The sequence below is a fragment of the Microbispora bryophytorum genome, from assembly GCF_006874465.1.
Taxonomy (GTDB): domain Bacteria; phylum Actinomycetota; class Actinomycetes; order Streptosporangiales; family Streptosporangiaceae; genus Microbispora; species Microbispora bryophytorum.
Genome location: NZ_VIRL01000018.1, coordinates 1 through 24,361, shown reverse-complemented (window position 1 = coordinate 24,361; position 24,361 = coordinate 1). Strand labels below are relative to the sequence as shown.

Here is a 24,361-nt window from a genome sequence, read left to right as displayed (position 1 = left end):
GCATCGGCGCCATGCGAGGGGCGGCAATGCCTGATGCGTACGCAAAGCGGTGGGGAGGACACCTCCATCCGCCACGCGCGCCGTCTTCTCCTCCGATGCTCGTCCCTGCCCGTCTTCGGGGTACGAAGAGCAGTAGACCGCAAGGCCCCAGCTCGGGGCCCTGCGAACGTTGGAGACGGTTCCTGACGTGACCACTTACTCATTCAGGCTGTACGTGGCTGGGAACTCGGAGCGGTCCCACGCCGCGGAGGTGAACCTGCGGTTCCTGTGTGACGCTCACCTCTCCGGCATGTACGAGGTCGAGGTCGTCGACACCGTCGCGCGGCCAGAACTGGCCGAGGAGGGACGGATCCTGGCCACCCCCACCGTCGTCAGGCTCACGCCGCCACCACAGCGGCGGGTGATCGGGGATCTGTCCGATCACGGCCGCGCCGCCATCGCTCTGGGCCTCCCAGCCGCGGACGCATCGCCCATGGAAGGGCAGTGACGATGACTGGCAGCAACACCATCGAGCGGATCCCCACAGGGATCAGCGGCTTCGAGCACGTAACCCTGGGCGGATTGCCCGCGGGCCGATCCACACTGGTGAGCGGCACGACCGGCAGCGGTAAGACCTTGTTCGCCGTTGAGTTCCTCTCCCGCGGAATCATGCGCTTCAACGAGTCTGGGGTGTTTGTCACCTTCGAGGAGACATCCACCGACATCCGCCGTAACGCAGCCTCGCTGGGCTTCCCCGTACAGCTGTGGGAGGACGAAGGAAAGTGGGCCTTCGTCGAAGCCTCGGCGAGTATCGGCGAGGACACGCCCGCCGTCGGCGCCTACGACTTCGGCGCCCTGGTGGCGCGCATCGAGCACGCGGTCCGCCAGACCGGGGCTCGCCGTGTCGCGCTCGACTCGCTCAACGCGATCTTCACCCAGTTCACCGACAGCGGCATCGTCCGCCATGAGCTGTTCCGGATCGCCTCCGCCCTCAACGCGCTCGGAGTCACCTCGGTGCTCACCGCGGAGCGTCCCGAAGAGTACGACGGTGTGACCCGCTACGGGGTCGAGCCTTTCGTCCTCGACAATGTCATCATCCTGCGCAACGTGCTCCGGCAGGGTCGGCGAACCCGGACGGTTGAGATCGTCAAGTTCCGCGGCGCCCAGCACCGTACGGGAGAATGGCTGTTCACGATCGATCCACGGGACGGCATCGTGGTGGTCCCCCTCGCGTTCCTCACGCCGTCCGACCACGCGTCACTCGCCCGCGTCTCGTCCGGCATTCCCGAGTTGGACGAAATGTGCGGCGGCGGCTTCTACCGGGACGCGATCGTCCTGATCACCGGGCCCACCGGCGCGGGCAAGACAATGGCGAGTCTGCGTTTCGCGGCCGCCGCCGTCGAGGCGGGTGAGCGCTGCCTGCTGTGCACCTTCGACGGGACCCCCGGGCAACTCTTCCGCAGCGCCGCGAGCTGGGGTCTGGATCTCAAGGCGATGCAGGCAGCGGGTCTGCTCCGAGTCATGTGCGGCTACGCGGAGGTGATGTCTCCAGAAGACCACTTTCTGCAGCTCAGGAACGCCATTGAGGAGTTCGCGCCTGGCCGGCTCGTCATCGACACGTTGTCCGCGCTCGAACGCGTGGCCGCGCCGCGGACTCTACTCGATTTCATCATCGCGCTGACGGCGGTTCTCCGACAGCGCGAGATAACCACTCTTCTCACGGGGACACCTGCCGGACGGTTCAATTCGGCGAACGCGCCGCTGATCACCTCCGACGTCGCCGCCCTTGCCGACGTCTGGATCCAGCTCCGGTATGTCACAGGGCCCGTCGAGATCCAGCGCGCCATCGCCGTGCTCCAGGCGCGCGGCTCCGCCCATGACCACAGCATTCGCCAGTTCAGGATCGACCGCACCGGAATGCACATCGGTGAGCCCCTGACAAGCGCCCCCCACGGCTTCACTGAGGCGATCAGTCCCGGCGGCGCGTGGGAATCGCCCGAGTCCGAAGTGACAGAGGGTCCGTCGGGGTGAGTGCCGGCGGCGGGTCCTCGCCTGGCGGAAACCCCATAGGAGGCTCCGAGTCAGGCCGGCCCAACGACGTCGAATTCCGGGACGATATCAGCCAGGTCATCGTTTCGGCTTCGGCGGACGGGATCGTCGCCGTCGACAAGGAAGGAATCATCAGGCTCTGCAACCCCGCTGCCGCGGAGCTCTTCGCCCGCTCGGCCGAGGAGCTGATCGGCACACCGTTCGGCTTCCCCATCGCCGCGGGCGCGGCGACCGAGATCGACTTGATGCTGCCCGCCGGAGGCAGACGGGTCGTCGAGATGCGGGTCACCGCCACGACCCTGGAAGGTGAGCCCCTGTACGTCGCCGCGCTCCGCGACGTCACACGGAGCAGGCACGTCGAACAAGAGCTGGAGGCGGCCCTGGAACGCCAGAACGTCGCGGTCGCCGTCGCAGCCCATGAGCTCCACAATCCTCTGGCCACCATCAGCGTGCTGGTGGACGTGCTACGTGACCGCCTGATCGCGCTCGCCGAGGAGCGAAGAACCGAGATCATCGAGCGCATCGCCGATCGGACGGCCCGGCTCCAAGGGCTCGTCCGCAAGCTCCTCACCGCGTCGACCATCGAAGCGAAAGGCGCGTCCGCCCGCGTGGAACGCGTCCCCGTGCTCGAAGTGCTCCTTGAACGACTCGGCGAGCTGGACGCACGATCGCAGCAGGTGCACGTGTCCTGCAGCCCTCATCTGGAGGCCCTGGTCGATCGCAGGGAGTTCTCTGCGATGGTGGACAACTACCTGGAGAACGCGTTCGCCTATGGGCGTCCGCCCGTCGAGGTGTCCGCGACCGGGCAGCCGGAATGGATCCTTCTCCGGGTGTGCGACCGTGGGCCAGGTGTGCCGGAGGCTTTCGTGCCCCGGTTGTTCGAGCGCTTCAGCCGTGCGCGGGAGGTTGACCGCGAGACAGAGGGGACGGGCTTGGGGCTGTGGATCGTCCGAAGCTTCGCCCTGGGCAACGGCGGCGACGCCTGGTATGAGCCCCGCGAGGGCGAGGGGGCCTGTTTCTGCCTCCGCCTGCGACGACCGCCTTCACCCGGCGCGCCGGACCGGACCTAGGAATAGCCGCCGAGGCGCCGGGCGGAGGCGCCGGTCGCGACGTCTGGCCCTATGTATCGGCCGACGCGGTTCGCCCGGGGACCTCGGACACGAGCACTCGGTCAATGTGATCTCCGGAGGTCATTGGGACCTGGACAGGAACGAGGTCGGGTGCCGGCGGCGTTCCCGCTCGTCGACGGCGCCGCCGGAAGCCTGTCGCGCCCGACCACGAAAACCTGTGTTCGCCGCAGTAGACATTCGTGCCCGATGGGGCTAGTGTTTCTCGCATCGCAAGGAACGGTTCGGCAGGGCAGCAGAAGTACCGGCACCACGATGGACTGCCCTGAACAAGATGAAGTTCGAAGTCTGAAGTCGATGGCAGAAGGTCGGACGTGGTGGGCCAGTGCAGTGGTTGGGGCCCTGATCGTGGACGCGCTGCCGCAGGTGAAGCCGGACAGGGTCCGGAAAGAATTGAAGGGAGTGTTGACGCCATCAGGATCGCCCGTTGCCGGCTGAGTCTCGCCGCTCGGGTACCGCAGTTCCACAGATAGGAAGGTGGTCTACGGTCACGTATCCGCGATCCCCGCACCACCGCCGCTCAGTACGGCGGACGCGGAAAACAGTACGCCGGCCAGATAGCCGGTAGATGGTGTTGAACTCTTTGGGGCCCCGGCACAACAGGTGCCGGGGCCCCCTGTGCGCGTGATGGAAGGAACGTATGGATCAACCTCACTCGGCTGGCAAGGGTGACGCGCTCACTCACGGCAGGACCGCGGACACGGCCGGCTCCAGGCCTGGGCCGAGGGCCGAAGATCGGCCAGAAGATCAGTTCGAAGATCGGTTCGACGACGAGGACTACCCCGCCTACAGCATGGGCGCGGCCGCGGAGATGCTCGGTGTCAGCCCCGCGTTCCTGCGGGCTCTGGGCGCCGCGAAACTGATCGAGCCGAAACGCTCCAGCGGCGGCCATCGCCGCTACTCCCGCTACCAGCTGCGGCTGGCCGCGCGCGCCCGGGAACTCGTCGATCAGGGCACTCCTGTGGAAGCCGCCTGCCGGATCATCATCTTGGAAGACCAGCTCGCCGAGGCGCTGCGCATCAACAACGCGCGCGAGCGCCCGGCCGGACACTAGCCGGCACCGGCGGCGAGAAGACCCGGCGGCGTGAGGCCGACCAGGTCCAGCCTGTGCGGCTTGGCGACGTGGTTGCTCTCTGCCGCCGGCCTCGCATCTCCGGGGCTTCATGCCTCCTACCTGGCCTGATGACGTTTCACCCGCTGTCGATCACCGGTGTCGAGGAGTCGCGCGACTGTGGCCGACATCCGCTGCCGCCGATTCTCACGCAGCAGCGATACAGCAGCAGAAAACGAATCAGGGCCCGCACCTGTGAAGGTGCGAGCCCTGAAACGTGGCGCTGTTCGTCAGGCGGGAACGATGTTCTCGGCCTGCGGGCCCTTCTGACCCTGAGTGACGTCGAAGGCCACCTTCTGGCCCTCACGCAGCTCGCGGTAGCCGCCCTGAGAAATGATGTTCGAGTAGTGCGCGAAGACGTCGGCGCCGCCGCCGTCCTGCTCGATGAAGCCGAAGCCCTTTTCCGCGTTGAACCACTTCACGGTGCCAGAAGCCATTTTAATCTCCTCTTGATAGGCGTAGCCGAAATCCGCACTGTCACGAATTCCGCGTTGCCGCGATAGGCCCACACCCGGAGAAGACCGGCAAACAAAAAAATGCACCTGAGGCTACATCCGTCAGGTGCACACAAGTTTATTATGGGTACCACAACTGCAACTGCCTTCAACCTAGCACACATGAGGCGTGATACGCACACCCCGCCGCTATCCGCCGGGATGAGCCGCATTCCGCGCGGCGCCGCACACCCGTCTCCGTACACGCGTAGCTGCAGGTCAGCACATGATGGCGGATCCGCACCAAGGCCGGAGGACGCTCGTCGTCTCCCCCAGGGCCACGGGTCAAGGTGGAGCGGGACGCGCCCGGTCGGCACCACCAACGCGAGACATTCTGGACCAAGAGCGCCAGTTCGCCTCCGACATCGCCCACGAGATCCGGTGCGGGATACGCGTCGTGGCGGCAGAGGCGACTACCTGTTCCGGCGAGGCAGGCCCGCCCCCGCGTGCTGGAGGCGGTCCTCCGTGGAGTTGATCGGCATGGAGTTGACCGGCATGGAGTTGACCGGCATGGAGTTGACCGGCATGGAGTTGACCGGCATGGAGTTGATCGGCTGGAGGCGCCGGCCACCGCACTGCGGAACTCGAACCTGCATCTTGGGAAATCGAACCTGCATCTTGCTTCCGGAACAGCGCCGTTCCAGATGACACGAGGTAATGTTCAAACACCGAGGACTTTTCGTGCGTTGGCAATCAGGTCGGCGTCGCCCACGGCGAGATATCAGGACGCGGTCCTTTTCGAGGGCCAAGACAGGCCAGGCGATCATGACACCGACGCTGCTCACTTGTTCCACACCGCCCACCGCCCCTGCCGAAGCGGCCCCCGTCGTCGGCTCTGACGTCCGGCCACGGTCGGCTCCCGTCCTCGGCCCGGCATACGCCGCGAACGGCCCTGCCGGAACCGCGCTCATGCGCGCCGGTCAGGGCACGCTCGGCCTGCTCCCCGTCGGCCTCCTCACCACTGCGACCCGCAAAGAAGGCGGCGCCACGCGGGACGTGGACGGCGAGAACGACGGCGGGCACATCAGCACGCTGCCGGCGGACCTGCCGGACGGGTGCCGACACCGCCGGTCGCACTCCCACCTGCCAAGCCTGCCGCGAAAGACCCCGTCTCGTCGCCGGCCGGCGCGTTCCATCGCCGTCCGTGACACCACGCCACCCGGCCGAGCCTGCCCTTCGGTCCCGACGACCATCCGGTTGTCCGGTGAGATCGATATCTTCACCAGTCCCGGCCTGCGTGAGGATCTGCTGGACGTCCTGCGCTACAGCAGTGGCGTGCTCGTCATCGATCTGTCGGGTGTGGCGGCATGCGACACCTGCGGGCTGGGAGTTCTGGTCGGCATCCAGCGCCGCGCCAAGGCGATGGGGATCACCCTCTCCCTGACCGCAGCCCGCCCGTACCTGTCCCGGCTACTTCATGTAACCGGCCTGGACCGCATCATCCCGATGCCGGCGTAGCCGGAGGGCCCGGAGCCGCGACGAAGGCGGAAGCCCTCGCCGCGCAGGAGGCGGGCCCGCGAACGAGCCCGTGGCCCACAAGACGAGGGCGGCCGCACCCCACAGCACCGGACAACCGCACCGCACAGCACCGGGCAACCGCGCAGCACTAGACAACCGCACCGGACAACCGCTCCGGACCGCACCGGGCAACGCCACCGCACAACAGCACAGCACCGCATCGCGCCCTATACGACGGCTCAGAAGCTGCTGATCCGTGTCGACCCGTAGGGAGCGAAGCGGGCTGCCACCACGTGCCTGAAGTTGACCACGTAGGTGAAGGTGCCCGGCTCGCCCTCGTGGGAGATCTGAAGGGACACCACAGTGCCCTGCTCCATCCAGTCGACGAGTCTGTCGACTGCGGGCGTCGCGCCGTGCACGCGGAGAATCAGTTCCTTTTCCTTGCCAACGCTCAGCAAGTAGAGCAGCCCGGTGGGAGCGTCCATGGTCATGCGCTGCTCCTCATCGTGAGGATGGGACCGGGTCCACGTGGGTATCCCCGCAAAACCCCCGGCGTAGCGTCCACATCGCCCTTTCTGCGGGCGCCGCGAACCTCCTCCTGTAGCCGAGCCGCCAACGGGCCTTACCGGTCCTGAACCGCTTCCTGCTCCCTTCATGGCCCTGGCCCACAGGTGCCGGACGCGGACGGCGGGTATGTCTCAGCACGGACGGCCCTTTCGTGGCCTGGGTCCTCGACCGCCTCGGGAAGGCTCTGTGATCCTTACACGCGCATCCGTGTCCCCTGCGGCTCTCCTGCACCGGCTGTCGGGAGCCGCGCACTGGCTGACGTCACCGCTGCTTCCCGAGGACTACCTCAGGTTGATCAATCCGCTCTGGGCGGTGGAGGAGTTGTACGGCCGGGTCGAGGCGGTGCACGCGGAAACCTGCGACGCGGCGACTCTGGTGATCCGCCCGGGTCTGGGCTGGACGGTGCACCGTCCCGGTCAGTCGGTCCGGATCGGCGTCGACATCGACGGGCGGCGGCACTGGCGGACCTTCTCACTGTCGTCGGCCCCGGACCGGTCCGATGGTCGCATCACCGTCACGGTGAAGGCCGTGCGCGGCGGGCTCGTCTCCGACCACCTGGTACGGAGCACCATGCCCGGGGCGGTGCTCACGCTGGGACGGCCCGAGGGGGCGTTCGTCCTTCCGGAGCCACCACCACCGCGACTGCTGTTCGTGACCGCCGGGAGCGGCATCACACCGGTGATGGCGATGCTGGACGGCCTGCGTCTGGACAGTGCGGACGGACCGGACATCGTGCTGGTCCACTCGGCGCGGACACCCGACGACGTCATCTTCGGCCGGCGACTCCGGAGCCTGGCTGCGCGATACCCCCGGCTGCGGCTGCACGAGCGGCACACCCGCACCGAAGGACGGCTGCGGCCCGCGGATCTGGCCCGGCTCTGCCCGGACTGGGCCGAGCGGTCCCTATGGGCGTGCGGACCGCCGGCGATGCTCGACGACATCGCGGCGCGCTGGATCGGGCCCGCGGACGGGATCCATGTCGAGCGCTTCAGTCTGGCGCCGGCGGCGGCAGCGGGCTCGGGGGGACACGTCCGCTTCACCAGGAGCGGGCGAGAAGCCGAGGCCGACGGCGGCACACCGTTGCTGGCCGTCGGCGAGAGCGCGGGGGTGCTCATGCCGAGCGGCTGCCGTATGGGCATCTGCTACGGATGCGTCGCGCGCCTGCGCTCGGGCCGGGTACGTGACGTACGGACCGGCCAGGTGCACGGAGACGCAGGAGACATGATCCAGACCTGCGTGTCGGTGGCGATCGGCAAAGTCGAGATCGAACTGTGAAAGGGACACGCATGCCTGCCAAACAACCGGCCTCTGTCGACACCGAGGGGTTCGGCCGCGAGCTGGACAAGATCCGCGACGAGGTGCTCGCGAGCCTCGGCGAGCGGGACGCGGCCTATATCCGGGGTGTCATCGCGGCCCAGCGCAAGCTAGAGCTGACGGGGAGGGCGCTGTTGTTCGCCTCCTGGTTGCCTCCCGCCTGGGCCGCCGGGACGGCGGCGCTGGCCGTCGCGAAGATCCTGGAGAACATGGAGATCGGCCACAACGTCCTGCACGGGCAGTGGGACTGGATGCGGGACCCGAAGATCCACTCCACCACCTGGGAGTGGGACATGGCCTCCCCCGCCGACCAGTGGAAACACTCCCACAACTTCGTCCACCACACCTGGACGAACGTGCTCGGCAAGGACCGCGACATCGGCTATTCGGCGATGCGGATCAGCCCGGAGCAGCCATGGCATCCGATCTATCTCGCCCAGCCGTTCTACAACGCGCTGCTGGCGCTCTTCTTCGAGTACGGCATAGCCATCTACGACCTCGAACTGGAGCGCATCCCGTCGGGGAGAAGGGATCCGAAGGAGGCCCTCGCGCAGGCTCGCGCCGTGGCGGCCAAGATACGCCGCCAGATCGTCAAGGACTACGTCGCGTTCCCGCTGCTCGCCGGTCCGGCCTTCCTGCCCGTCCTGCTCGGCAACCTGACCGCGAACATGGCGCGCAACGTGTGGGCGCACACAATCATCTTCTGCGGTCACTTTCCCGAGGGCGCGCACATCTTCACCGAGGACCGGCTCGAGAACGAGACCCGTGGCGAGTGGTACCTCCGCCAACTGCTCGGCTCGTGCAACATCGACGGCGGACGCCTCCTCCACATCATGAGCGGCAACCTCAGCCACCAGATCGAGCACCACCTGTTCCCCGACCTGCCCAGCAACCGGTACGCGGAGATCGCACCCCGGGTCCGCGCCCTGTGCGAGCGGTTCGGCCTTCCGTACACGTCCGGGTCGCTGGCCCGGCAGGCGGGGTCGGTATGGAAACGCGTCCTGCGGATGGCACTGCCGGGGCCCGGCCGGCCATCGGCGGCCGACTCCTCCGCTCAGGCGCTCAAAGCCGCGGCGTGAGCCCGAGCGGATCCACCGGCGCATGACAAAGCCCCGGACTCCGTGAGGAGCCCGGGGCCGGATGTCGTCGGATGACGGGCCACGTTCAGGTGCCCGGCATCGGCGGCGAAGCGTCGCTTAGAGCGGGCGAACCTGCTCGGCCTGCGGGCCCTTGGCGCCCTGGCCCGCGGTGTACTCGACCCGCTGGTTCTCCTCCAGCGAGCGGTAGCCGCCAGCGTCGATGGCAGAGTAGTGGACGAAGACGTCCGGAGTGCCGTCGTCGGGAGCGATGAAGCCGAAGCCCTTTTCGGCGTTGAACCACTTGACGGTTCCCTGAGCCATGTTGCTTTCTCCTTGATAAGACGATCTCGAGGACCACGGGTGTGATCCCCGGGCTGCTGCGACCGACCGCCTTGGGAAAGCCTCGGCTCCGTACGGTAACGCCCGCTGTCATAGCTCCACAGGCGCTGTTACGCAAACTGGGACTTCGACACAACCTGTTTCTTAGAAACAGTACCCGATAGGCGCGCCCGTGTGGCCCCCTTTACGAAACCGCCGTACATCCCGGCTGCGGGCATGACCCCGTACGCGGTCAAGCACTCGACGACGCCTGTTGACCGGTGGCTGGTTCAGCGGGGACGGCGGCCCTTCCTGCCCCGGCCGGTTTGCGCGCCCCGCCGGCCCGACCCGCCCGGAGCGGGACCGCGCGGCTGCTTCCGCGCCTTTTCCTGCGCAGACGCGGGTTCCTGGGCAGGTGCGGGGGTGCGGCCCCGCGAACTGTTCGCCGTACGCCCTCGGACGATGCCGATGAAGTCCTCAACCAGTTCGGTCGTCGCCTTTTCGGGCCAGGCCAGCGCGATCTGCGACTGCGGCGTCTCCACGACCGGCCGGTAGGTCAGATCCTTGCGGTGATGCAGGCGTGCCAGCGACTGCGGGACCAGCAGCAGCCCGGCCCCGGCCGCCACGAGCTGGATCGCCTCCGCCGTCGTGTCCGGGCGCGTGAAAGCCGGCCGTCCCGGCAGGGCCGTCCACTCAAGGGTGTCGTCCATCGGATGGAACACCTCGTCGTCGGCGAGATCGGCAACGGTCACCTCGTCGGCGGCGGCCACCGCGTGATCCTTCGGCACCACGACCACGGTGGTCTCGGCGTAGAGAGGGATCACGCTGAGCCCTGCACGGTCCACGGGCAACCGCACGAACCCGGCGTCGGCGCCGCCCTCGTGCAGGAGCCGCACCACGTCGGCGGGGGCGACGGAGACCAGGCTGAGTGGCACGTCGGGCACACGCTCGGCCCAGACGTCGACCCATTTGGCGGGCGTCACCCCAGGCACGTAAGCCAGCCGGAACTCCCTGTCGGTCACCTGCCCAGGGTACCGATGTCCGGGGAGGCGGCTTCCCGCCATACCCTTGACATCATGACCAAGCTCAAAACCACCCAGACGATGAAGCCCGCGACCGCGGCCAAGAAGCTGGGTGTGCTCCTCTCGGCCACTCCCGCCGAGTTCCAGGAGGGAGTCGTCTCCAGGGATGAGCTGAACAGGCTGCAGGCCGATCCGCCGGCGTGGCTGGCCGATCTGCGGCGCAACGGTCCGCATCCCAGGCAGGTCGTCGCCGTGAAGCTGGGCATCTCCAACTCGGGCCTGGCCAGGGCCGGCATCACCGGACCGCTCACCACGGCCGAGATCGAGGCCATCAAGGCGGAGGACCCCGAGTGGCTGAAGCACGAGCGGTCGGTCCAGGCCGAGGTGCGCAAGGAAGCACAGCGCCTCAAGCAGCGCTAGCAGCGCTGGGGAGTGGCGATCTGGACCGGTTCGGTCCGCCGCCATCCGGGCGAGCCGCTGAGTCTTTCCAGCGCGACCCGGCGCATGAGCAGCTCTACCGCGCCTTGGCCGACCGGGACGTGCCAGGCAGGCCACCGGTCCGGGGCCGCCCTGCGTTCGGACAGCCGACCATCGGCTGAAACTTTCCCACTTTTTCATCCGAGGTTTTCCGCCTCCGGCGGAGCCATCGGCACCGTCAATCACAGCGCGACCTGGGGATCCAACTGCGGGTTCTGCTGTCCCCGCGGCGGCGGTCGCAGGGCCCACACCGGTGCACCGATCGGGTCTATTGACGGAGACGGATGCGCTGAATAGCTTCCCGATCAGGAAACGATCTGCCTCGATTTCGGTGACACTCCGGAACGCGGGTGGGCGGCCCGAGACGGGGGCTCACCCCGGAGCTCCGATGTTAGCGCTCACAGTCTTCGAGGCGACGACGCTGCTCGGCCGCCCCCACGGTCAGGCCTGCACCCCAGGAGGATCGTTGCACTCCCCCCCACCCGTACGCAGAAAGACAGGGATCGCCGCGATGGCCGCCGCGATGGTGACGGTGGTCGCGGCGGCGCTGACATGGGCGGCGCCGGCGGCGGCGGCCGCGTCCTCGTTGGTCAGCACCGCCTCGGGCCGGTGTCTGGATGGGGCGGGAAACGCCGACGCGCCGGGCACCGCCCTGCAGATCTGGGACTGCAACGGGCAGGCCAACCAGGCGTTCGAGTTCACCTCGGCCGGTGAGCTGCGGACGTTCAACGGCACGCGGTGCGTGGACGCCTACGGCGGGGGGACCTCGCCGGGCACGAAGGTGGTCATCTGGTCGTGCAACGGGCAGAACAACCAGAAGTGGCGGCAGAACGCCGACGGGTCGATCACCGGCGGGCAGTCGGGTCTGTGCCTGGACGTGAACGGCAACGGCACGGCCAACGGGACCGCGGTCATCCTGTGGACCTGCAGCGGACAGGCCAACCAGAGGTGGAGCACCGCCGGAGGCAGCCCCAGCCCGACACCCAGCCCCACGCCCAGCCCCACGCCCAGCCCGACACCGAGCCCGACGCCGTCCGCCTCCCCCACCCCGTCACCGTCGCCGTCGCCGTCGCCGTCGAGCAGCCCGCCGACCGGATCGAGCTCACGGCAGAAGGTCAACTTCGACCGGGGGTGGAGGTTCGTCCGTTCGGATGTGACGGGCGCCCAGAACGCCGGCTTCGACGACTCGAGATGGGTCCCCGTGGCGTTGCCCCACGACTTCGACGCGCCGTACAACGTGGGCGGCTCCACCGGCGGGCAGAACTTTCACGTGGGTGCGGGCTGGTATCGCAAGCACTTCACCGTTCCCTCGTCCTGGGACGGCAAGCGCGTCGAGCTCGAGTTCGAGGGCGCGTTCTCGATCACCGATGTGTGGGTCAACGGAACCAAGGCAGGCACGCATCGGGGCGGCTATACGGGATTCGCCTTCGACATCACCAGCGCGATCCGGACCGGCGACAACGTGATAGCGGTGCGCGTGAACAACCGCTGGCAACCGGACCTCGCCCCCCGGACGGGCGACCACCAGTTCAGCGGCGGCCTCTACCGTGACGTCTACCTGAACGTCACCGACAACGTCCACGTCACCTGGTACGGCACCTTCGTCACCACCCCCGCGCTCACCAACCCGGCCTGGAACACGAGCAACTCGGCGTACTACAGGAACATCGATCTGTCGCAGTATCCGAGCGAGACCGACCTGCGCGCGAACATCACCGCCCGCCGCTCCAACGTCAGAGCGCAGACGGAGGTCCGCAACGACGGTTCCGCCGCGGTCGACGTCTACGCGCGCCAGGAGGTGCGCAAGCAGGGATCGGCCGGCGTGCTGGCGACGTTCACCTCGCCCGTACGGACACTCGGCGCCGCGGCCACGACGACGCTCGACGCGCTGAGCGGATCTCTCTCGAACACCTCCGCCATGCTGCAGGGTCTCGACCTCTGGGCGCCGAACAACCCGGCGCTCTACACCGTGACCACCTCTCTGGTGATCGACCGCACTCCGGACGGGGCGGTCGACAACGGTGTCATCGTCGACAGCTATGACACCACGTTCGGCTTCCGCAGCGCGCAGTGGAAGGTGGACGGCTTCTATCTCAACGGTGTCAAGACGCTGCTCGTCGGGGCGGACGCGCACCAGGACCACGGCGGCTGGAGCAACGCCGTCACCAACTCGGGCTTCGACCGCGACGTCCGCTACATCCGTGAGGCCGGGATGAACTTCATCCGGGGCTCGCACTATCCCCACGACCCGTCCTTCGCGGACTCCACAGACAGGCTCGGCGTCATGCTCTGGTCGGAGGCCACCTTCTGGGCGACCGCGACCGCCGGCAGGGAGCCCACGCCGACCGGCACCGTCAACGACTACCAGGCGGACGGCTATCCGCAGAAGACGGCCGACCAGGCGGCCTTCGAGCAGAGCGCCTTGGACGGCCTGCGCGACATGATCCGGGTCAACCGCAACCATCCCTCGATCATCAACTGGTCGATGGGCAACGAGGTGTTCTTCACCTCCTCATCCACCCTGAACAACGCCAGGGCGCTGGTGAGCAGGATGCGCGACTACTCCCACCAGCTCGATCCGACGCGCAAGGCAGGGCTGGGCGGCGTGCAACGCAGCTCGCTCGACCAGCTCTCGGTCAGTGACGTCGCCGGTTACAACGGCGACGGCGGGAAGATCACCAACACGTGGATGCCGAACGTCGTCTCGGAGTACGGGTCGTACACCTCCGACCGGCCCGGTACATACAACCCGACGTACGGCGACGTCGCGGATCCGTCCGACGGCACCAGGTTCACGCTCACGACCGGAAGCGCCGGACTGGCCATCTGGGCGGGCTTCGACCACGGCACGATCATGAGTGCCGCCTTCGCCCGCATGGGCATGATCGACTACTACCGGCTGCCGAAGGACCAGTGGTACTGGTACCGGGCCAACAAGTCGAGGTGGACAGGCCTCACCAATGTCGCCGACCCCACGCCCGTGGCCCGCGAACGATCCACGAGCGGAACAGCGACCCGGATGACGCTGGAAGCCGGGAAGTACTCCCCGACGACGATCACTGACGACGGCGCCACGGACACCCAGCTCGTGGTGACGATGCGGAACTCGTCCGGCGCCTGGGTCAACGACACCCGCGCCGTCACACTAACCGTCACCAGCGGCCCGGGAATCCTGCCCGGCGGCAAGTCGTACACCTTCACGCCGAACGTCTCGGCCTTCGACGGGAAGATGGCGATCGAGTTCCGTTCCTACTACGCCGGCACCACCACCATCACGGCGAAGTCCTCGGGCCTGCCCGACGCCACCATCACGATCACGACCACCGACACGGCCGGGGCAGCGGGCGAGACCGAACCCGCCAACTTCGGCAACTCAGCCCTCTGGGGCTGAACCGCCGCTCACCCGGTCGATTCCTGGCGGGAAGCCGCCAGGAATCGACCGGCTCCCGCTGCCGACTGATGTCGTGGAACGGCCTCACGACGGCTCCTGCGAGGCAGCCCGAATCCTGTCGCCTTTGCCGAATGATCGGCCTAATCTGCCCGCATGGCCCATGGGAAGACCTCCTTCGTCTGCTTGCCCTGCCGAGCCTCGTACAAGCAGCCGTTTCCAGGCCTGGGCCTCGACGATCGGCTCTGCCCTCGATGCGCGCAGCCGCTTGTCCATGTCGGCTCCGCCTTCGCGGCACCGCGCCGTACCGACAGGGCAGGCTGGCGGACGCTCTCGGTGCTGCTGCACGCGGGCGTCCGCTTTCACAAGAGTTGCTGCGGGGGCCCTGGTTACCGCCCGCGCTCGCTCAGCGAGGTGCGCGCGCGAATGACGTACGCCCGGAGAACCGGAGGGCCCTTCTCCGAAGCTCTGGCGCGCCGCGAACTGCCCTAGGCGTGACCTCCTGCCGTCTTGGCTGGTCACGCATCCGGTGAGCCGCAGAGGCAAGCTGCGATTGCGATCACGATCCCGTCGCACTTCGGCACGCCGCTCGCCTTCGTCGGACAGCCCTACCTGCCGACCGCCCACGGAGCCGTTCATCCCCGCGGCGCTTGCCATCGCCTCACAGTGTCCTGGCCACGGTTGGCGGCGACGTCGGTCAGTCGTTGGCGGCCACGTAGCCGCCCGTACATCGAGACGCCCGGCAGACGGGGCAGATTCACATGCTCACTTCAGCGACACCCGAACCCCACCCGAGAACAGCGAGTCATGCAGCTCGATCGCCACCGGGTTCAATCCCTTCGGCACGTCGAAGACCACCGTCCCATCCACCGACAGGCCTGGATTGATCTGCTCATACATGCTCTTGGAGTCTTTCAGCCAGAGTGCCGCCCCGGTGTCGGCCTCATACTCACGGCCGTCGGCGTCGATCAGCTTCTGCACGGACCCGGCGAACGACTGGGCTTCGTCGCCGATGTTCTCCACGGTGATGACGATCAGGATGAACTCGCCCTTGGGCTTCTGCTCGGTGAACCCAGACCCGACACTGTCGGCGCGGGACACCTTCTTCACGGTGAACTGGAACTTGCCGTCCCTGACGGGGGTGCCGACCTTCCCCGCGGTCTTGTCCTCCGACTCGTCCGCGGGCTGCTCTGTCTCCTGGTCGTCGCCGACGGCCGGGGCCGTCTCGTCTTGTCGTACGGTCGCCACCGTGGGGGAGTTCGTGTTATCGCCGGTGAGGGCGACCAGGACGCCGCACCCGGCGAACAGCACCAGGCAGATCCCGCCGATCACCGCAAGGACGATCAGCCCTGTGTTCGACTTCTTGGGCGGCCGCGGCGGAGGCGGGTAGCCGTAGCCGGGTGGAGGACCGTAGGCAGGTGGGCCGTACTGCTGAGGCTGCGGACCCCCAGGCCCCTGGTACGGGTACGGCTGCTGCGGGAACTGGCGAGGGTCCGGCTGATAGCCGCCGGGAGGCTGCTCGGTCATCGGTGAATCTCCGGGAGGTCATGTGAAACTGGACGATCACGGGACGAGTGATCCACCGAGACGGGTTACCTCTCCCTGCCGACTGATCAGATCGTTAGCCTTCGGGAGGCCAAGGGAGCCGGTGAGCGGGCCGTCGGCGTGGTCCGCGCCCGGCGCTCGTTGAGCCCGATAAGCGTCGCCATCCCGTCCAGCGGGCACTTCAGGTCGAGCTCGAACAGCGTGTCCAGGTCGAGCGCGTGGTAAATCCGCCCGCGACGTCACACTTCGCTCCCCGCCGGTCCTCTTAGGAGGCGTGACCGTTCCCGTGCGCGCCCAGCGGGCGGGACGGCGTGACCCACGGCGACAAGGAGCACTCGGCATGACCATTCTCGTCACCGGAGCCACCGGGACCGTCGGCCGACAGGTGGTCCACCATCTTCTCGAACGCGGCCGGAAGGTGCGGGCGCTGACCCGGGACCCCGGCTGCGCCGTCCTGCCGTACGGCGTCGAGGCTGTGGGCGGTGACCTCACCGACGCCGCCGGCCTGGAGGGAGCCTTCGACGGCGTCACCGCCGTCCACCTGATCAATTTCGGCGTCGGCTACCGGCCTCTCGCCAACGGACGCGACATCGTCGCGCTCGCGGAGCGGGCCGGAGTCGCCAAGGCCACCGTGCTGGGCGGCTGGCAGGAGGGCACGCTGGAGCCGGCCGTCAGGGCGAGCGGCCTGGAGTGGACCCTCCTGCGGCCGACCCAGTTCATGGCCAACTTCCTCAACGACTGGGGCGAGTCGCTGCGGACCACCGGGCGGGTGCGTGAGCCGTACGGAGATCGGCAGAGCCCGCCGGTCGACGAGTACGACATCGGCGCCGTCGCGGCGGCCGTGCTGACGCAGGACGGTCACGGCGGCAGGTCCTACCACCTCACCGGCCCCGAGGTGCTGACCGCACGGCGGATGGTCGCGATCATCGCCGAGGCGACCGGCCGCGATCTGCGGTTCGAGGAGCTCACCCCCGACGAGGTGCGCCGCGAGTGGAGCGTGCCGGACCGGCGTCCGCAGCTTGCCCTCTTCCGTGCGTTCGCGGAGATCGAGAGAGCCGACGAGACGGACCTGGTGGAGAGCCTGCTGCGGGTCTACGGCACGCCCAGCGACTTCGCCACCAGGCTCATCGGCGATGTCGAGCAGGTCGTCGGCCGGCCGCCGCGCACGTTCGCCCAATGGGCCGCCGACAACGCCCGTCACTTCCTGCCCACCGGCCCGCGCTGACCTCACGAAGGCGAAACCCATGATCCTCATCACCCTGGACTCACGCATCTTCGGCGACTCGGCCGACCGGCTCCTCGCCTTGGCCGCCGAGCGGGGCGTGAGCAGGGTGGTGGTCCCGTCGGCGATCATCGACGATCCGTTCGACCTGCAGCCGTCCCGATGGCGGGGGGACCGGAACAGGGAGGCCGGGGAAGCGGCCGTCCGGCACGGACGTACGCCGGCTGGGTGGCCGGCCACATCGCCGCCTTCCGGAACGGATGAGCTTCGATGCCGGCACGATCCCGCCCTGGTGCTGTGCGCGACGCGCTGATCCGGTATCCCTAGCGGCAAGGAGCCCCATGATGCGTGAAACCCCCGCGGCCGACGCTTCCGAGGTGTTCGCCGGCCACCGTGAGTTGTTGTTCTCCATCGTCTACAACATGCTCGGCACGGTCGGCGACGCCGAGGACGTGCTTCAGGAGACCTGGCTGGCGTGGGCGGCACGGGATGTGGCCGGCGTCGACAACCCCCGCGCCTACCTGGTGCGTGTCGCGGTCAACCAGGCCCTCGGTCACCAGAGCGCGCTGCGCAGGCGCAAGGAGACCTACCTGGGCCCGTGGCTGCCGGAACCGCTGATCACCGGTCCCGACGCCGCCGAACCCGCGGTACGCGCGGAGTCGGTGTCGATCGCCCTGCTGGTGATCCTGGAGACGCTCACCCCGCTGGAGCGGGCCGTGTTCGTCCTGCACGAGGTGTTCGCCTACCAGCACAACGAGATCGCCGCCATGCTGGACCGCAGCCCGCCCGCGATCCGGCAGATCGCCCACCGGGCCCGCGAACACGTCCAGGCGCGGCGTCCACGCGCCCGGGTCGACCGGCGTACGCACCGGGAGGTGACCGAGCGCTTCGTCGAGGCGGCGTTCGGCGGTGACCTGCCCGCTCTGATGGAGATGCTCGCGCCGGACGTCGTCCTGTGGCCCGACGGCGGAGGCAAGTCGGCGGTGGGCGGGCCGCGTCCGATCCGCGGCCGCGACAAGGTCGCCCGGGTGGTCGTGGCCAACGCGCGCGGCGGCGTGGACGTCCGGCACCGCCAGGTCAACGGTGACCCCTCTGTGGTCGTCTTCGCGGAGGACGCGCCCCTCGCGGTGATGGTGCTCGACCTCGACGCGGACGGGGAGCAGGTGCGCGACATCTACGTGGTCAGCAACCCCGACAAGCTGGGATCCGTCTCCGGCCACACCGCCGGGAAAGGTCAGGAAATATCCCGAAACGATTAGCCGCACCTCGGGTCGAAGGGCCGGACGCCCGAAAGGCCGGGCGCCCCGGAGGACGCCCGGCCCGGTGACATCGGCCGGCTTTATCCGACGCGCTTCCAGGGACCGTTCGGGTCGCCCGGCTTCTGGTTGCGGGTCCACCATTGCGCCTGGTAGACGACGCCCTGGTAGTCCGCCCGGTCGCCGGAGTCGAAGATCCGTGACGGGGTCCAGACAGCGGTGCCGTCCGCCGTGGTCACGAACTCCTGCCACGGGCCGTACGGATCGCCGGGGGTCTGGTTCTTCGTCCACCACGAGGCGTGCCAGACCGATCCGTGGTAGGACACCTGGTCACCCGTGTCGTAGACCGTGGTGGCGGCCCAGGCCGGCGGGTTGCCGATGACGAAGGAGACGGTCTGCTCGGTGGTCAGCCCGTTCGTGCCGACCGCGTCGATCTTGAGCTGGTAGGTGCCGTTCGGGTAGGCGGTGGTGTCGACGACGAGGTTGGGGTGAAGCCCGTCGTTGTGGCTGCCGGATGCCTTGGTGTTGTCGGTCAGCCAGACGCCGTCGCGGTTGAGCTCGATGTAGGTGTAGGACACGTCGGACGCCGCGCCGCCGAGATCGACGGTGAAGGTCGGCGTGCCGGAGACGGTGGCGCCGTCGGCCACCGAGACGCCCTTGATCGCCAGGTAGGGCGCGAGGGTCCAGAAATGGTCGGGGACGGTGCCGTCGCCCGTCGCGGGCGCCGGGCTGGCGACGAGGGTCGCGTTGCGTCCGTTGCCCGACGAGTCCGCGACGGCCGTTCCCGTGCTCTCGTCGAACGTGTAGCGCAGGACGTCGCCCGCGCCGGCCTGCCCGGTCGCGAGGGCGGACACCTCGGACGCGGTCAGCGCGCGGCTGTAGACGTTGAAGTCGTCGACCGCGGCGGCCAGGTAGGGGTCTCCCGAGTACTGCGAGCGGCCGATCCAGTTCTGGGTGGTGTTCCCCAGGCTGGAGGGGTGCAGGGTGAGGTTGGCGTTGGTGCCCGCGACCTTGTCGTTGACGTAGAGGGTGCCGGTGGTGCCGGAGACGGTCACCGTCACCAGCGACCAGGTGTTGAGCGGGAGCGACGTGGTGGAGCTGATCAGCTGCTCCCCGCCGGCGCCGCCGGTCGTGATGGCGAACCGGAGCCCGGCGCCATTGGTGAGCGTCAGGAACATGTAGTTCGACGCGCCGGTACCGAAGTCGAACACGCGCGACCACGTCGTGTTCTTGGCCGGGTTGACCCACGTCGAGACCGTGAAGTCGCCCGTGACGCCGCTCACCGCGCCGCGCGGCACGTTGACGTACTGGCTGGCTCCGGACAGCGCGACGGCCTTGCCGAGCTTGCCGGTCACCCGGGTGCCGCCGATGCCGGAGGACGTGACGGTGGTGTCACTCCACTGCACGACCTGGGCGCCCGAGTCCTTGCTCATGCCGTCGACGGCGAGCACCAGGCCCGTGTCGTAGTTCACGAGCTGGTTGTGGCCCTTCCCGTCGGGGACGACCTGCCAGAGCCGGGTGTTGCCGCCGGTGTCGGTCTCCACGACAGCGGACGCACCGTTGCCGGACGAGGCGTCCTTCACCCCGAGCACCAGGCCGCTGGCCGCGTTGACGACCTTGACCAGGCCGGAGCCGGTGGAGACCAGCTTCCATCGCTGCGTGGCGCCGCCCGCGACGGTGGCCTGGTTCACGAGGGTCCCGGCCGACGTCCCCGCATCGTGGGTGTCGAGCGCGAGCCCGCTGTTGAGGTTGGTGATCCGGTAGGTGTTCTCCAGGTCGGTCGCCGTGCCGGCGCCGCTGACCACCAGGTGGTAGGCGTCGGCGGAGCTCATCGCCACGGGCACGGTGATGGAGCCGTCGGTCACCTTGTAGACGGTGTCGGAGATGGTGATCGGGCCGGCGACGGGGTTGGTGCGCCCGTACGACGGGGTGTACTCGAGCGTGGCGTGGACGGTGTCGCCCAGGTCGAGCTTGTCCAGCCCGTCGACCTTGACGGCGGTGGCGCCGCCGGCGCCGCCGAAGACCACGCTGACCTGCTTCTTGTCGGTGGGCACGGCGGCGGCGCCGTCGAGGCCGGTGGTGGCGTTGGGCGGGGTGGTGGTGACCATGTCCCCGCTCATGTCGGCGTACCACTTGTAGAGCCAGTAGGCGCCGTTCGGCTTCCCGCCCGTGCCGGTCAGCAGGTCGCCGAGCGCGCCGTAGCCGTTCCAGAACGCGAGCTCGGCGTCGTGGATGCCGTATCGCTCGAACTTCGCGATGTATCCCACCAGCGAGCCGGGGATGCCGACCTCGGAGGGCGCCGCGTACTCCTCGATGGAGATCGGCCGGGGGCTGATGCCGAGGTCCTTCATGATCGCGTTGACCTTGGCGAGGTCACCCACGATCTTGCCCGAGTTGATCAGTTCGTGCCAGGAGATGATGTCGGGAACCGTGTCGGTCTCGACCGCGTTCCTCAGGAAGTTCTCCATGTCGTTGATGTTGTCGGAGAAGCTCGGGCCCTGGATCGGCGTGGTCGGGTCGAGCGATCGCACCTGGCGGAAGGTCTTCGTCCAGAAGTCCTCGTAGGTGCCGTTGGACGAGAGCCAGGTGTTGTCCGACTCGTTCCACAGCTCCCAGGCCACCATGTTCGTCGCTCCGGACGCCTGGACGGCCTTGACCTGCTGCTCCACCACGCCCGGCCAGGAGTCCCAGCTGAACTTGTACGGCCAGCCCGCGTAGTAGTCCGACAGGCGGTTCACGACCTTCGCACCCGCTCGGGCCGCCTTGTCGGCGACCACGAGCACGTCGCCCTTCGCCTGCTGCTTGCCGCCCACGGCCATCTGGACGAAGGTGTTCGGCTTGATGGCCTTGACCAGGGCGTCGGAGGGCGTCGCGTCGTCGGCGAGGCCGTACAGGGACCCCGTCGCGACATGCGTGACCGGGCGGAAGGGCTGGTCGGCCTTCACCACGAGCGTGGACGCCGGGACCGGCGCCGCGTCCGCGGCGGCGGACGCGGGCACGGCGGAGAGGGCGGCTCCCGCGGCCGCGCTCGTGAGCGCGGCCACCAGGGCCGCGGCGTGGCGGGATACGCGCCGGAGCCGGTTGCGGCCAGGGCGCGGGGCTGAAGCACCTCCCGGGGGAAATGCCGTTCGAGACATGGGTGCTACTCCTTCACATTGTGTGAACGACAGGACGTTCACCTTTCTTGGGGCGTCCCGCAGGGCCCCGGCGATGCCGCCGAGACCCAGTGTTAGCGCTAACATCAGCGGCGAGCCCGGATGTGGCGTTCTTCCGGGATGCGGGACGCTTCCTCTAGTCCTTCACCGCTAGTCCTTCACCGCGCCGGCGGTGACGCCCGCCGCGACGTACCGCTGGGCGATGACGAGCAGGACGGTTGCCGGGATGGAGGCGACCACGGCGGTGGCCATGATGGCGTTCCACTCCTGGTTGTTGTTGCCGATGTAGTGGTAGATGCCCAGCGTGATCGGCTGACGGCCGCCGCCCTGGTCGAGGGTGGAGGCGAAGACGAAGTCGGACCAGGCCCACAGGAACGCGAACAGCGACACCGTGATGACCGAGTTGCGGGAGACCGGCAGCACGACCGACCAGAACGTGCGTAGCGGGCCCGCGCCGTCCACCCGGGCCGCCTGCATCAGCTCCTCGGGGATGCCGGACATGAACGCGGTGAAGATCAGCACCGCGAACGGCACCGCCAGCGTGGAGTCGGCCACGATCAGCCCCGGCACGGTGTTGAGCACGCCGGTGCTCAGGTAGATCGCGTAGAACCCCATCGCCATGATCACGCCGGGGATCATCTGCGCGATCAGCAGCACGAAGCTCAGCACCCCGCCGCCGCGCGGGCGCAGCTTGGCCAGCGAGTACGCCGCCGGCGCCGCGATCACCACCGTCAGGGCCACGGTGCCCAGCCCCACCACGAGGCTGGTGGCGAGGTAGGGCCCCTGCTGCTCCAGCACCGCGCGATACCCCTCCAGCGTCCCGTGGACGGGGAACCAGTACGGCGGCGACTTGCGCATGTCCTGGTCGCGGGTGAACGAGACGTTGATCATCCAGTAGACCGGGAACAGCATGAGCGCGGTGAACACCACGCCGAGGCCGGTCCGCCACCAGGTACGCCGGGTTGTCATGCCGCCCCCTGCCGTCGCTGCACGCGGATGTAGACGAGGCCGAAGACCAGCGCGATCACGATCAGGAGGTTGCCCACCGCCGCGCCGGGGCCGAAGGAGGGCAGCATGTTGCCGAATCCCAGCCGATAGGACCAGGTGGCCAGCGTCGTGGACGCGTCGCTCGGCCCGCCCTTGGTCATGATCCAGATGATGTCGAACACCTTGAGCGTGTAGACCAGCCCGAGCAGCAGCGTGATCGCCGAGACCGGCCGCAGCAGCGGGAAGGTCACCCGCCAGAACCGCTGCCAGGCACTGGCCCCGTCCAGGGCCGCCGCCTCGTAGATGTGGGAGGGGATCGCCTGCAGCCCGCTGTAGAGCACGACCAGGTTGAACGGGATGCCGATCCAGATGTTGGCGATGGTCACCGACCACAGCGACCAGTCGGGGGACGTCAGCCAGTTGACCGGGTCGATCCCCACCGCCGCGAGCACCGCGTTGACCACGCCCGACTCGCTGTTGAGCATCCACGACCAGGTCGAGGACGACACGATCAGCGGCAGCAGCCACGGCACCAGGAACAGCGCGCGCAGGGTCGCCGACAGCCGGAAGTTCCGGGTGAAGAACACGGCCAGGGCGAGCCCGATGGTGAACTGGAAGGCCAGCGACACCACGGTGAACACCACCGTGTGCCACAGCGCCGGCCCGAACGTGGCGTCGCGGACGGCCTTCCCGTAGTTGGCCAGCCCGGTGAACGGCGCGTCGCCCTGCACGAACGACCGCACCGTGTAGTTCCGCAGGCTCAGGTCGACGTTGCGGTACAGCGGATAGACGTAGAACGCGAGCAGGTAGACCACCACCGGGGCGAGGAACGCCCACGCCGCCCACTGACCCGATCGCCGTACGGGTGCACCGCGATCGCCTCCGGACTGTGGCCCCGGGGCCCGCTCCCGCCGGCCCGCCGCGGTCGGCGGGGCCGGCGTCTGTGTTGCGTGTTTCATGCTTTCCTTCATCTGGACGGCCAGAGGCGGGCCCGGCGACCGACGCCCGGGCCCGGACGCTACTGGACGGCGCTTTCCGCCGTGCCCTGAGCCGCCGTCAGCGCCTCCTGCGCCGACTGCGACCCGCTCAGCGCGGCCTGCATCGCCTTCCACATGGGCTCGGAGATCTTCGGGTACTTGGTGCCCAGGTTGTCGCTGGTGCGGCCCTTCGCGGCCTTGACCGCCTCCACCCACACCTTGAGCTCGGCGTTCTGCTCGACCTGCTTGGCCTGCACCTCCTCGGTCGGTGCGATGTACGACAGCGTGGTGTCGGTGGTGTAGGAGTTGCCGGTGCTGGCCAGGCACGTCACCAGCTTCTGGGAGGCGACGTAGCGGGCGGTGTCCTTCTGCACGGGAAGGGTGACGAACTCACCGCCGGTCGGGGCGGGGGCGGTGCCGCCGTCCTTGGCGGGGATCGGGATGATGCCGTAGTCGAAGCCGGTCTTCTTGGCGTTGGCGAGCTGCCAGGTGCCGTTCTCGCCGAAGGCGAAGTCCCCGGTCGCGAACTCCTGCCAGCTCGTGGTCTGGGTGTTGTTGATGACCGAGGTGGGGGCGTAGCCCTTCTTCACCCAGTCGGCCCACAGCGACAGCGCCGCGACGCCCTCGGGTGAGTCGAGCTTCGTGAGCTGCGCGCCCGAACCCCAGAACCAGGGCAGGAACTGGAAGCTGCCCTCCTCGGTGCCGATGCCCGAGAACGTGATGCCCTTCTTGCCCGCCGCCTTGACCTTCTCCAGCGCCGCGGTCAGCGACGCCCAGTCCTTCACCGCGTCCGCGTCCACCCCGGCCTTCTTCAGCACCTCCTTGTTGTAGTAGAG

The 24,361-nt window shown here is 68.4% G+C and carries 22 protein-coding genes; 12 read left to right on the top strand and 10 right to left on the bottom strand.

The features are described 5' to 3' along the window. Positions 1 to 187: 187 nt before the first annotated feature. The 4 genes from FLX07_RS27205 (at position 188) to FLX07_RS27190 (ending at position 4,209) form a co-directional block, all read left to right on the top strand. Positions 188 to 487 (top strand): circadian clock KaiB family protein, encoded by a 300-nt coding sequence (locus FLX07_RS27205; RefSeq protein ID WP_142574531.1) that lies wholly within the window; start codon positions 188 to 190, stop codon positions 485 to 487. A gap of 2 nt (positions 488 to 489) precedes the next feature. After that, complete coding sequence (gene kaiC, locus FLX07_RS27200; protein WP_142574530.1) at positions 490 to 2,010, top strand: circadian clock protein KaiC; 1,521 nt, start codon at positions 490 to 492, stop codon at positions 2,008 to 2,010. Then, complete coding sequence (locus FLX07_RS27195; RefSeq protein WP_167748400.1) at positions 2,007 to 3,098, top strand: sensor histidine kinase; 1,092 nt, start codon at positions 2,007 to 2,009, stop codon at positions 3,096 to 3,098. The genes kaiC and FLX07_RS27195 overlap by 4 nt, the downstream gene beginning before the upstream one ends. 850 nt (positions 3,099 to 3,948) lie before the next feature. Next, entirely contained in the window at positions 3,949 to 4,209 is a 261-nt protein-coding gene (locus FLX07_RS27190) for a helix-turn-helix domain-containing protein (protein WP_142574641.1), read from the top strand. 287 nt (positions 4,210 to 4,496) lie between these two features. On the opposite strand, the gene FLX07_RS27185 is transcribed toward FLX07_RS27190, so the two are convergent. Beyond that, positions 4,497 to 4,703, bottom strand: coding sequence for a cold-shock protein (locus FLX07_RS27185; RefSeq protein WP_142574528.1), 207 nt, complete (start codon positions 4,701 to 4,703; stop codon positions 4,497 to 4,499). Positions 4,704 to 5,173: 470 nt separating this feature from the next. Continuing rightward, a complete protein-coding gene (locus FLX07_RS36675) occupies positions 5,174 to 5,356 on the bottom strand; it encodes a hypothetical protein (RefSeq protein WP_167748399.1) in 183 nt (60 codons plus the stop codon). Between the two features lie 313 nt (positions 5,357 to 5,669). Here FLX07_RS36675 and FLX07_RS27175 point away from each other — a divergent pair, with 313 nt between their 5' ends. Beyond that, on the top strand, positions 5,670 to 6,218 hold the full coding sequence (locus FLX07_RS27175; protein WP_142574526.1) for an STAS domain-containing protein: 549 nt from the start codon (positions 5,670 to 5,672) through the stop codon (positions 6,216 to 6,218). Positions 6,219 to 6,457: 239 nt separating this feature from the next. Here the strand turns inward: FLX07_RS27175 and FLX07_RS27170 are convergent, their stop codons facing one another. Continuing rightward, positions 6,458 to 6,709, bottom strand: a complete 252-nt coding sequence (locus FLX07_RS27170) for a hypothetical protein (RefSeq protein WP_142574525.1) — start codon at positions 6,707 to 6,709, stop codon at positions 6,458 to 6,460. Between the two features lie 283 nt (positions 6,710 to 6,992). Here FLX07_RS27170 and FLX07_RS27165 point away from each other — a divergent pair, with 283 nt between their 5' ends. Together FLX07_RS27165 and FLX07_RS27160 are read left to right on the top strand one after the other, a co-directional pair. Next, positions 6,993 to 8,060, top strand: coding sequence for a ferredoxin reductase (locus tag FLX07_RS27165; protein ID WP_229689908.1), 1,068 nt, complete (start codon positions 6,993 to 6,995; stop codon positions 8,058 to 8,060). Positions 8,061 to 8,071: 11 nt separating this feature from the next. Next, positions 8,072 to 9,178, top strand: coding sequence for a fatty acid desaturase family protein (locus FLX07_RS27160; protein ID WP_142574523.1), 1,107 nt, complete (start codon positions 8,072 to 8,074; stop codon positions 9,176 to 9,178). Between the two features lie 117 nt (positions 9,179 to 9,295). Here the strand turns inward: FLX07_RS27160 and FLX07_RS27155 are convergent, their stop codons facing one another. Beyond that, complete coding sequence (locus FLX07_RS27155; protein WP_139577431.1) at positions 9,296 to 9,499, bottom strand: cold-shock protein; 204 nt, start codon at positions 9,497 to 9,499, stop codon at positions 9,296 to 9,298. 287 nt (positions 9,500 to 9,786) lie between these two features. Next, positions 9,787 to 10,518, bottom strand: coding sequence for a LysR family substrate-binding domain-containing protein (locus tag FLX07_RS27150; RefSeq protein ID WP_229689907.1), 732 nt, complete (start codon positions 10,516 to 10,518; stop codon positions 9,787 to 9,789). A 54-nt stretch (positions 10,519 to 10,572) separates the two neighbouring features. On the opposite strand from FLX07_RS27150, the gene FLX07_RS27145 reads away from it, so the two are divergent. Together FLX07_RS27145 and FLX07_RS27140 are read left to right on the top strand one after the other, a co-directional pair. After that, complete coding sequence (locus FLX07_RS27145; RefSeq protein ID WP_189105057.1) at positions 10,573 to 10,938, top strand: DUF5997 family protein; 366 nt, start codon at positions 10,573 to 10,575, stop codon at positions 10,936 to 10,938. Positions 10,939 to 11,383: 445 nt separating this feature from the next. After that, the gene (locus tag FLX07_RS27140; protein WP_142574520.1) at positions 11,384 to 14,386 is read left to right on the top strand and encodes a ricin-type beta-trefoil lectin domain protein; all 3,003 of its coding nucleotides are present in this window, start codon (positions 11,384 to 11,386) and stop codon (positions 14,384 to 14,386) included. Positions 14,387 to 15,148: 762 nt separating this feature from the next. On the opposite strand, the gene FLX07_RS27130 is transcribed toward FLX07_RS27140, so the two are convergent. Further along, positions 15,149 to 15,910 carry a DUF4352 domain-containing protein gene (locus tag FLX07_RS27130; RefSeq protein ID WP_142574518.1) on the bottom strand — a complete coding sequence of 254 codons (762 nt, stop codon included), beginning with the start codon at positions 15,908 to 15,910 and terminating at the stop codon, positions 15,149 to 15,151. A gap of 358 nt (positions 15,911 to 16,268) precedes the next feature. On the opposite strand from FLX07_RS27130, the gene FLX07_RS27125 reads away from it, so the two are divergent. From FLX07_RS27125 to sigJ, 3 genes are read left to right on the top strand one after another with little or no spacing between them, the layout of a single operon-like run. Next, positions 16,269 to 17,153: an NmrA family NAD(P)-binding protein gene (locus FLX07_RS27125; RefSeq protein WP_142574517.1), complete on the top strand. Its 885-nt coding sequence runs from the start codon at positions 16,269 to 16,271 to the stop codon at positions 17,151 to 17,153. Between the two features lie 19 nt (positions 17,154 to 17,172). Next, on the top strand, positions 17,173 to 17,463 hold the full coding sequence (locus tag FLX07_RS27120) for a hypothetical protein (RefSeq protein ID WP_142574516.1): 291 nt from the start codon (positions 17,173 to 17,175) through the stop codon (positions 17,461 to 17,463). Between the two features lie 28 nt (positions 17,464 to 17,491). After that, positions 17,492 to 18,409, top strand: coding sequence for an RNA polymerase sigma factor SigJ (gene sigJ, locus FLX07_RS27115; protein WP_223854004.1), 918 nt, complete (start codon positions 17,492 to 17,494; stop codon positions 18,407 to 18,409). A gap of 80 nt (positions 18,410 to 18,489) precedes the next feature. Here the strand turns inward: sigJ and FLX07_RS27110 are convergent, their stop codons facing one another. The 4 genes from FLX07_RS27110 to FLX07_RS27095 form a co-directional block, all read right to left on the bottom strand. Continuing rightward, positions 18,490 to 21,543 carry a LamG-like jellyroll fold domain-containing protein gene (locus tag FLX07_RS27110; protein ID WP_142574515.1) on the bottom strand — a complete coding sequence of 1,018 codons (3,054 nt, stop codon included), beginning with the start codon at positions 21,541 to 21,543 and terminating at the stop codon, positions 18,490 to 18,492. A 168-nt stretch (positions 21,544 to 21,711) separates the two neighbouring features. Then, on the bottom strand, positions 21,712 to 22,530 hold the full coding sequence (locus FLX07_RS27105) for a carbohydrate ABC transporter permease (RefSeq protein ID WP_142574514.1): 819 nt from the start codon (positions 22,528 to 22,530) through the stop codon (positions 21,712 to 21,714). Continuing rightward, positions 22,527 to 23,507: a carbohydrate ABC transporter permease gene (locus FLX07_RS27100; RefSeq protein WP_142574513.1), complete on the bottom strand. Its 981-nt coding sequence runs from the start codon at positions 23,505 to 23,507 to the stop codon at positions 22,527 to 22,529. The genes FLX07_RS27105 and FLX07_RS27100 overlap by 4 nt, the downstream gene beginning before the upstream one ends. Positions 23,508 to 23,566: 59 nt before the next feature. Next, positions 23,567 to 24,361, bottom strand: a 795-nt coding sequence (locus tag FLX07_RS27095; protein ID WP_142574512.1) for a sugar ABC transporter substrate-binding protein, incomplete at its 5' end; no start/stop codon positions are given.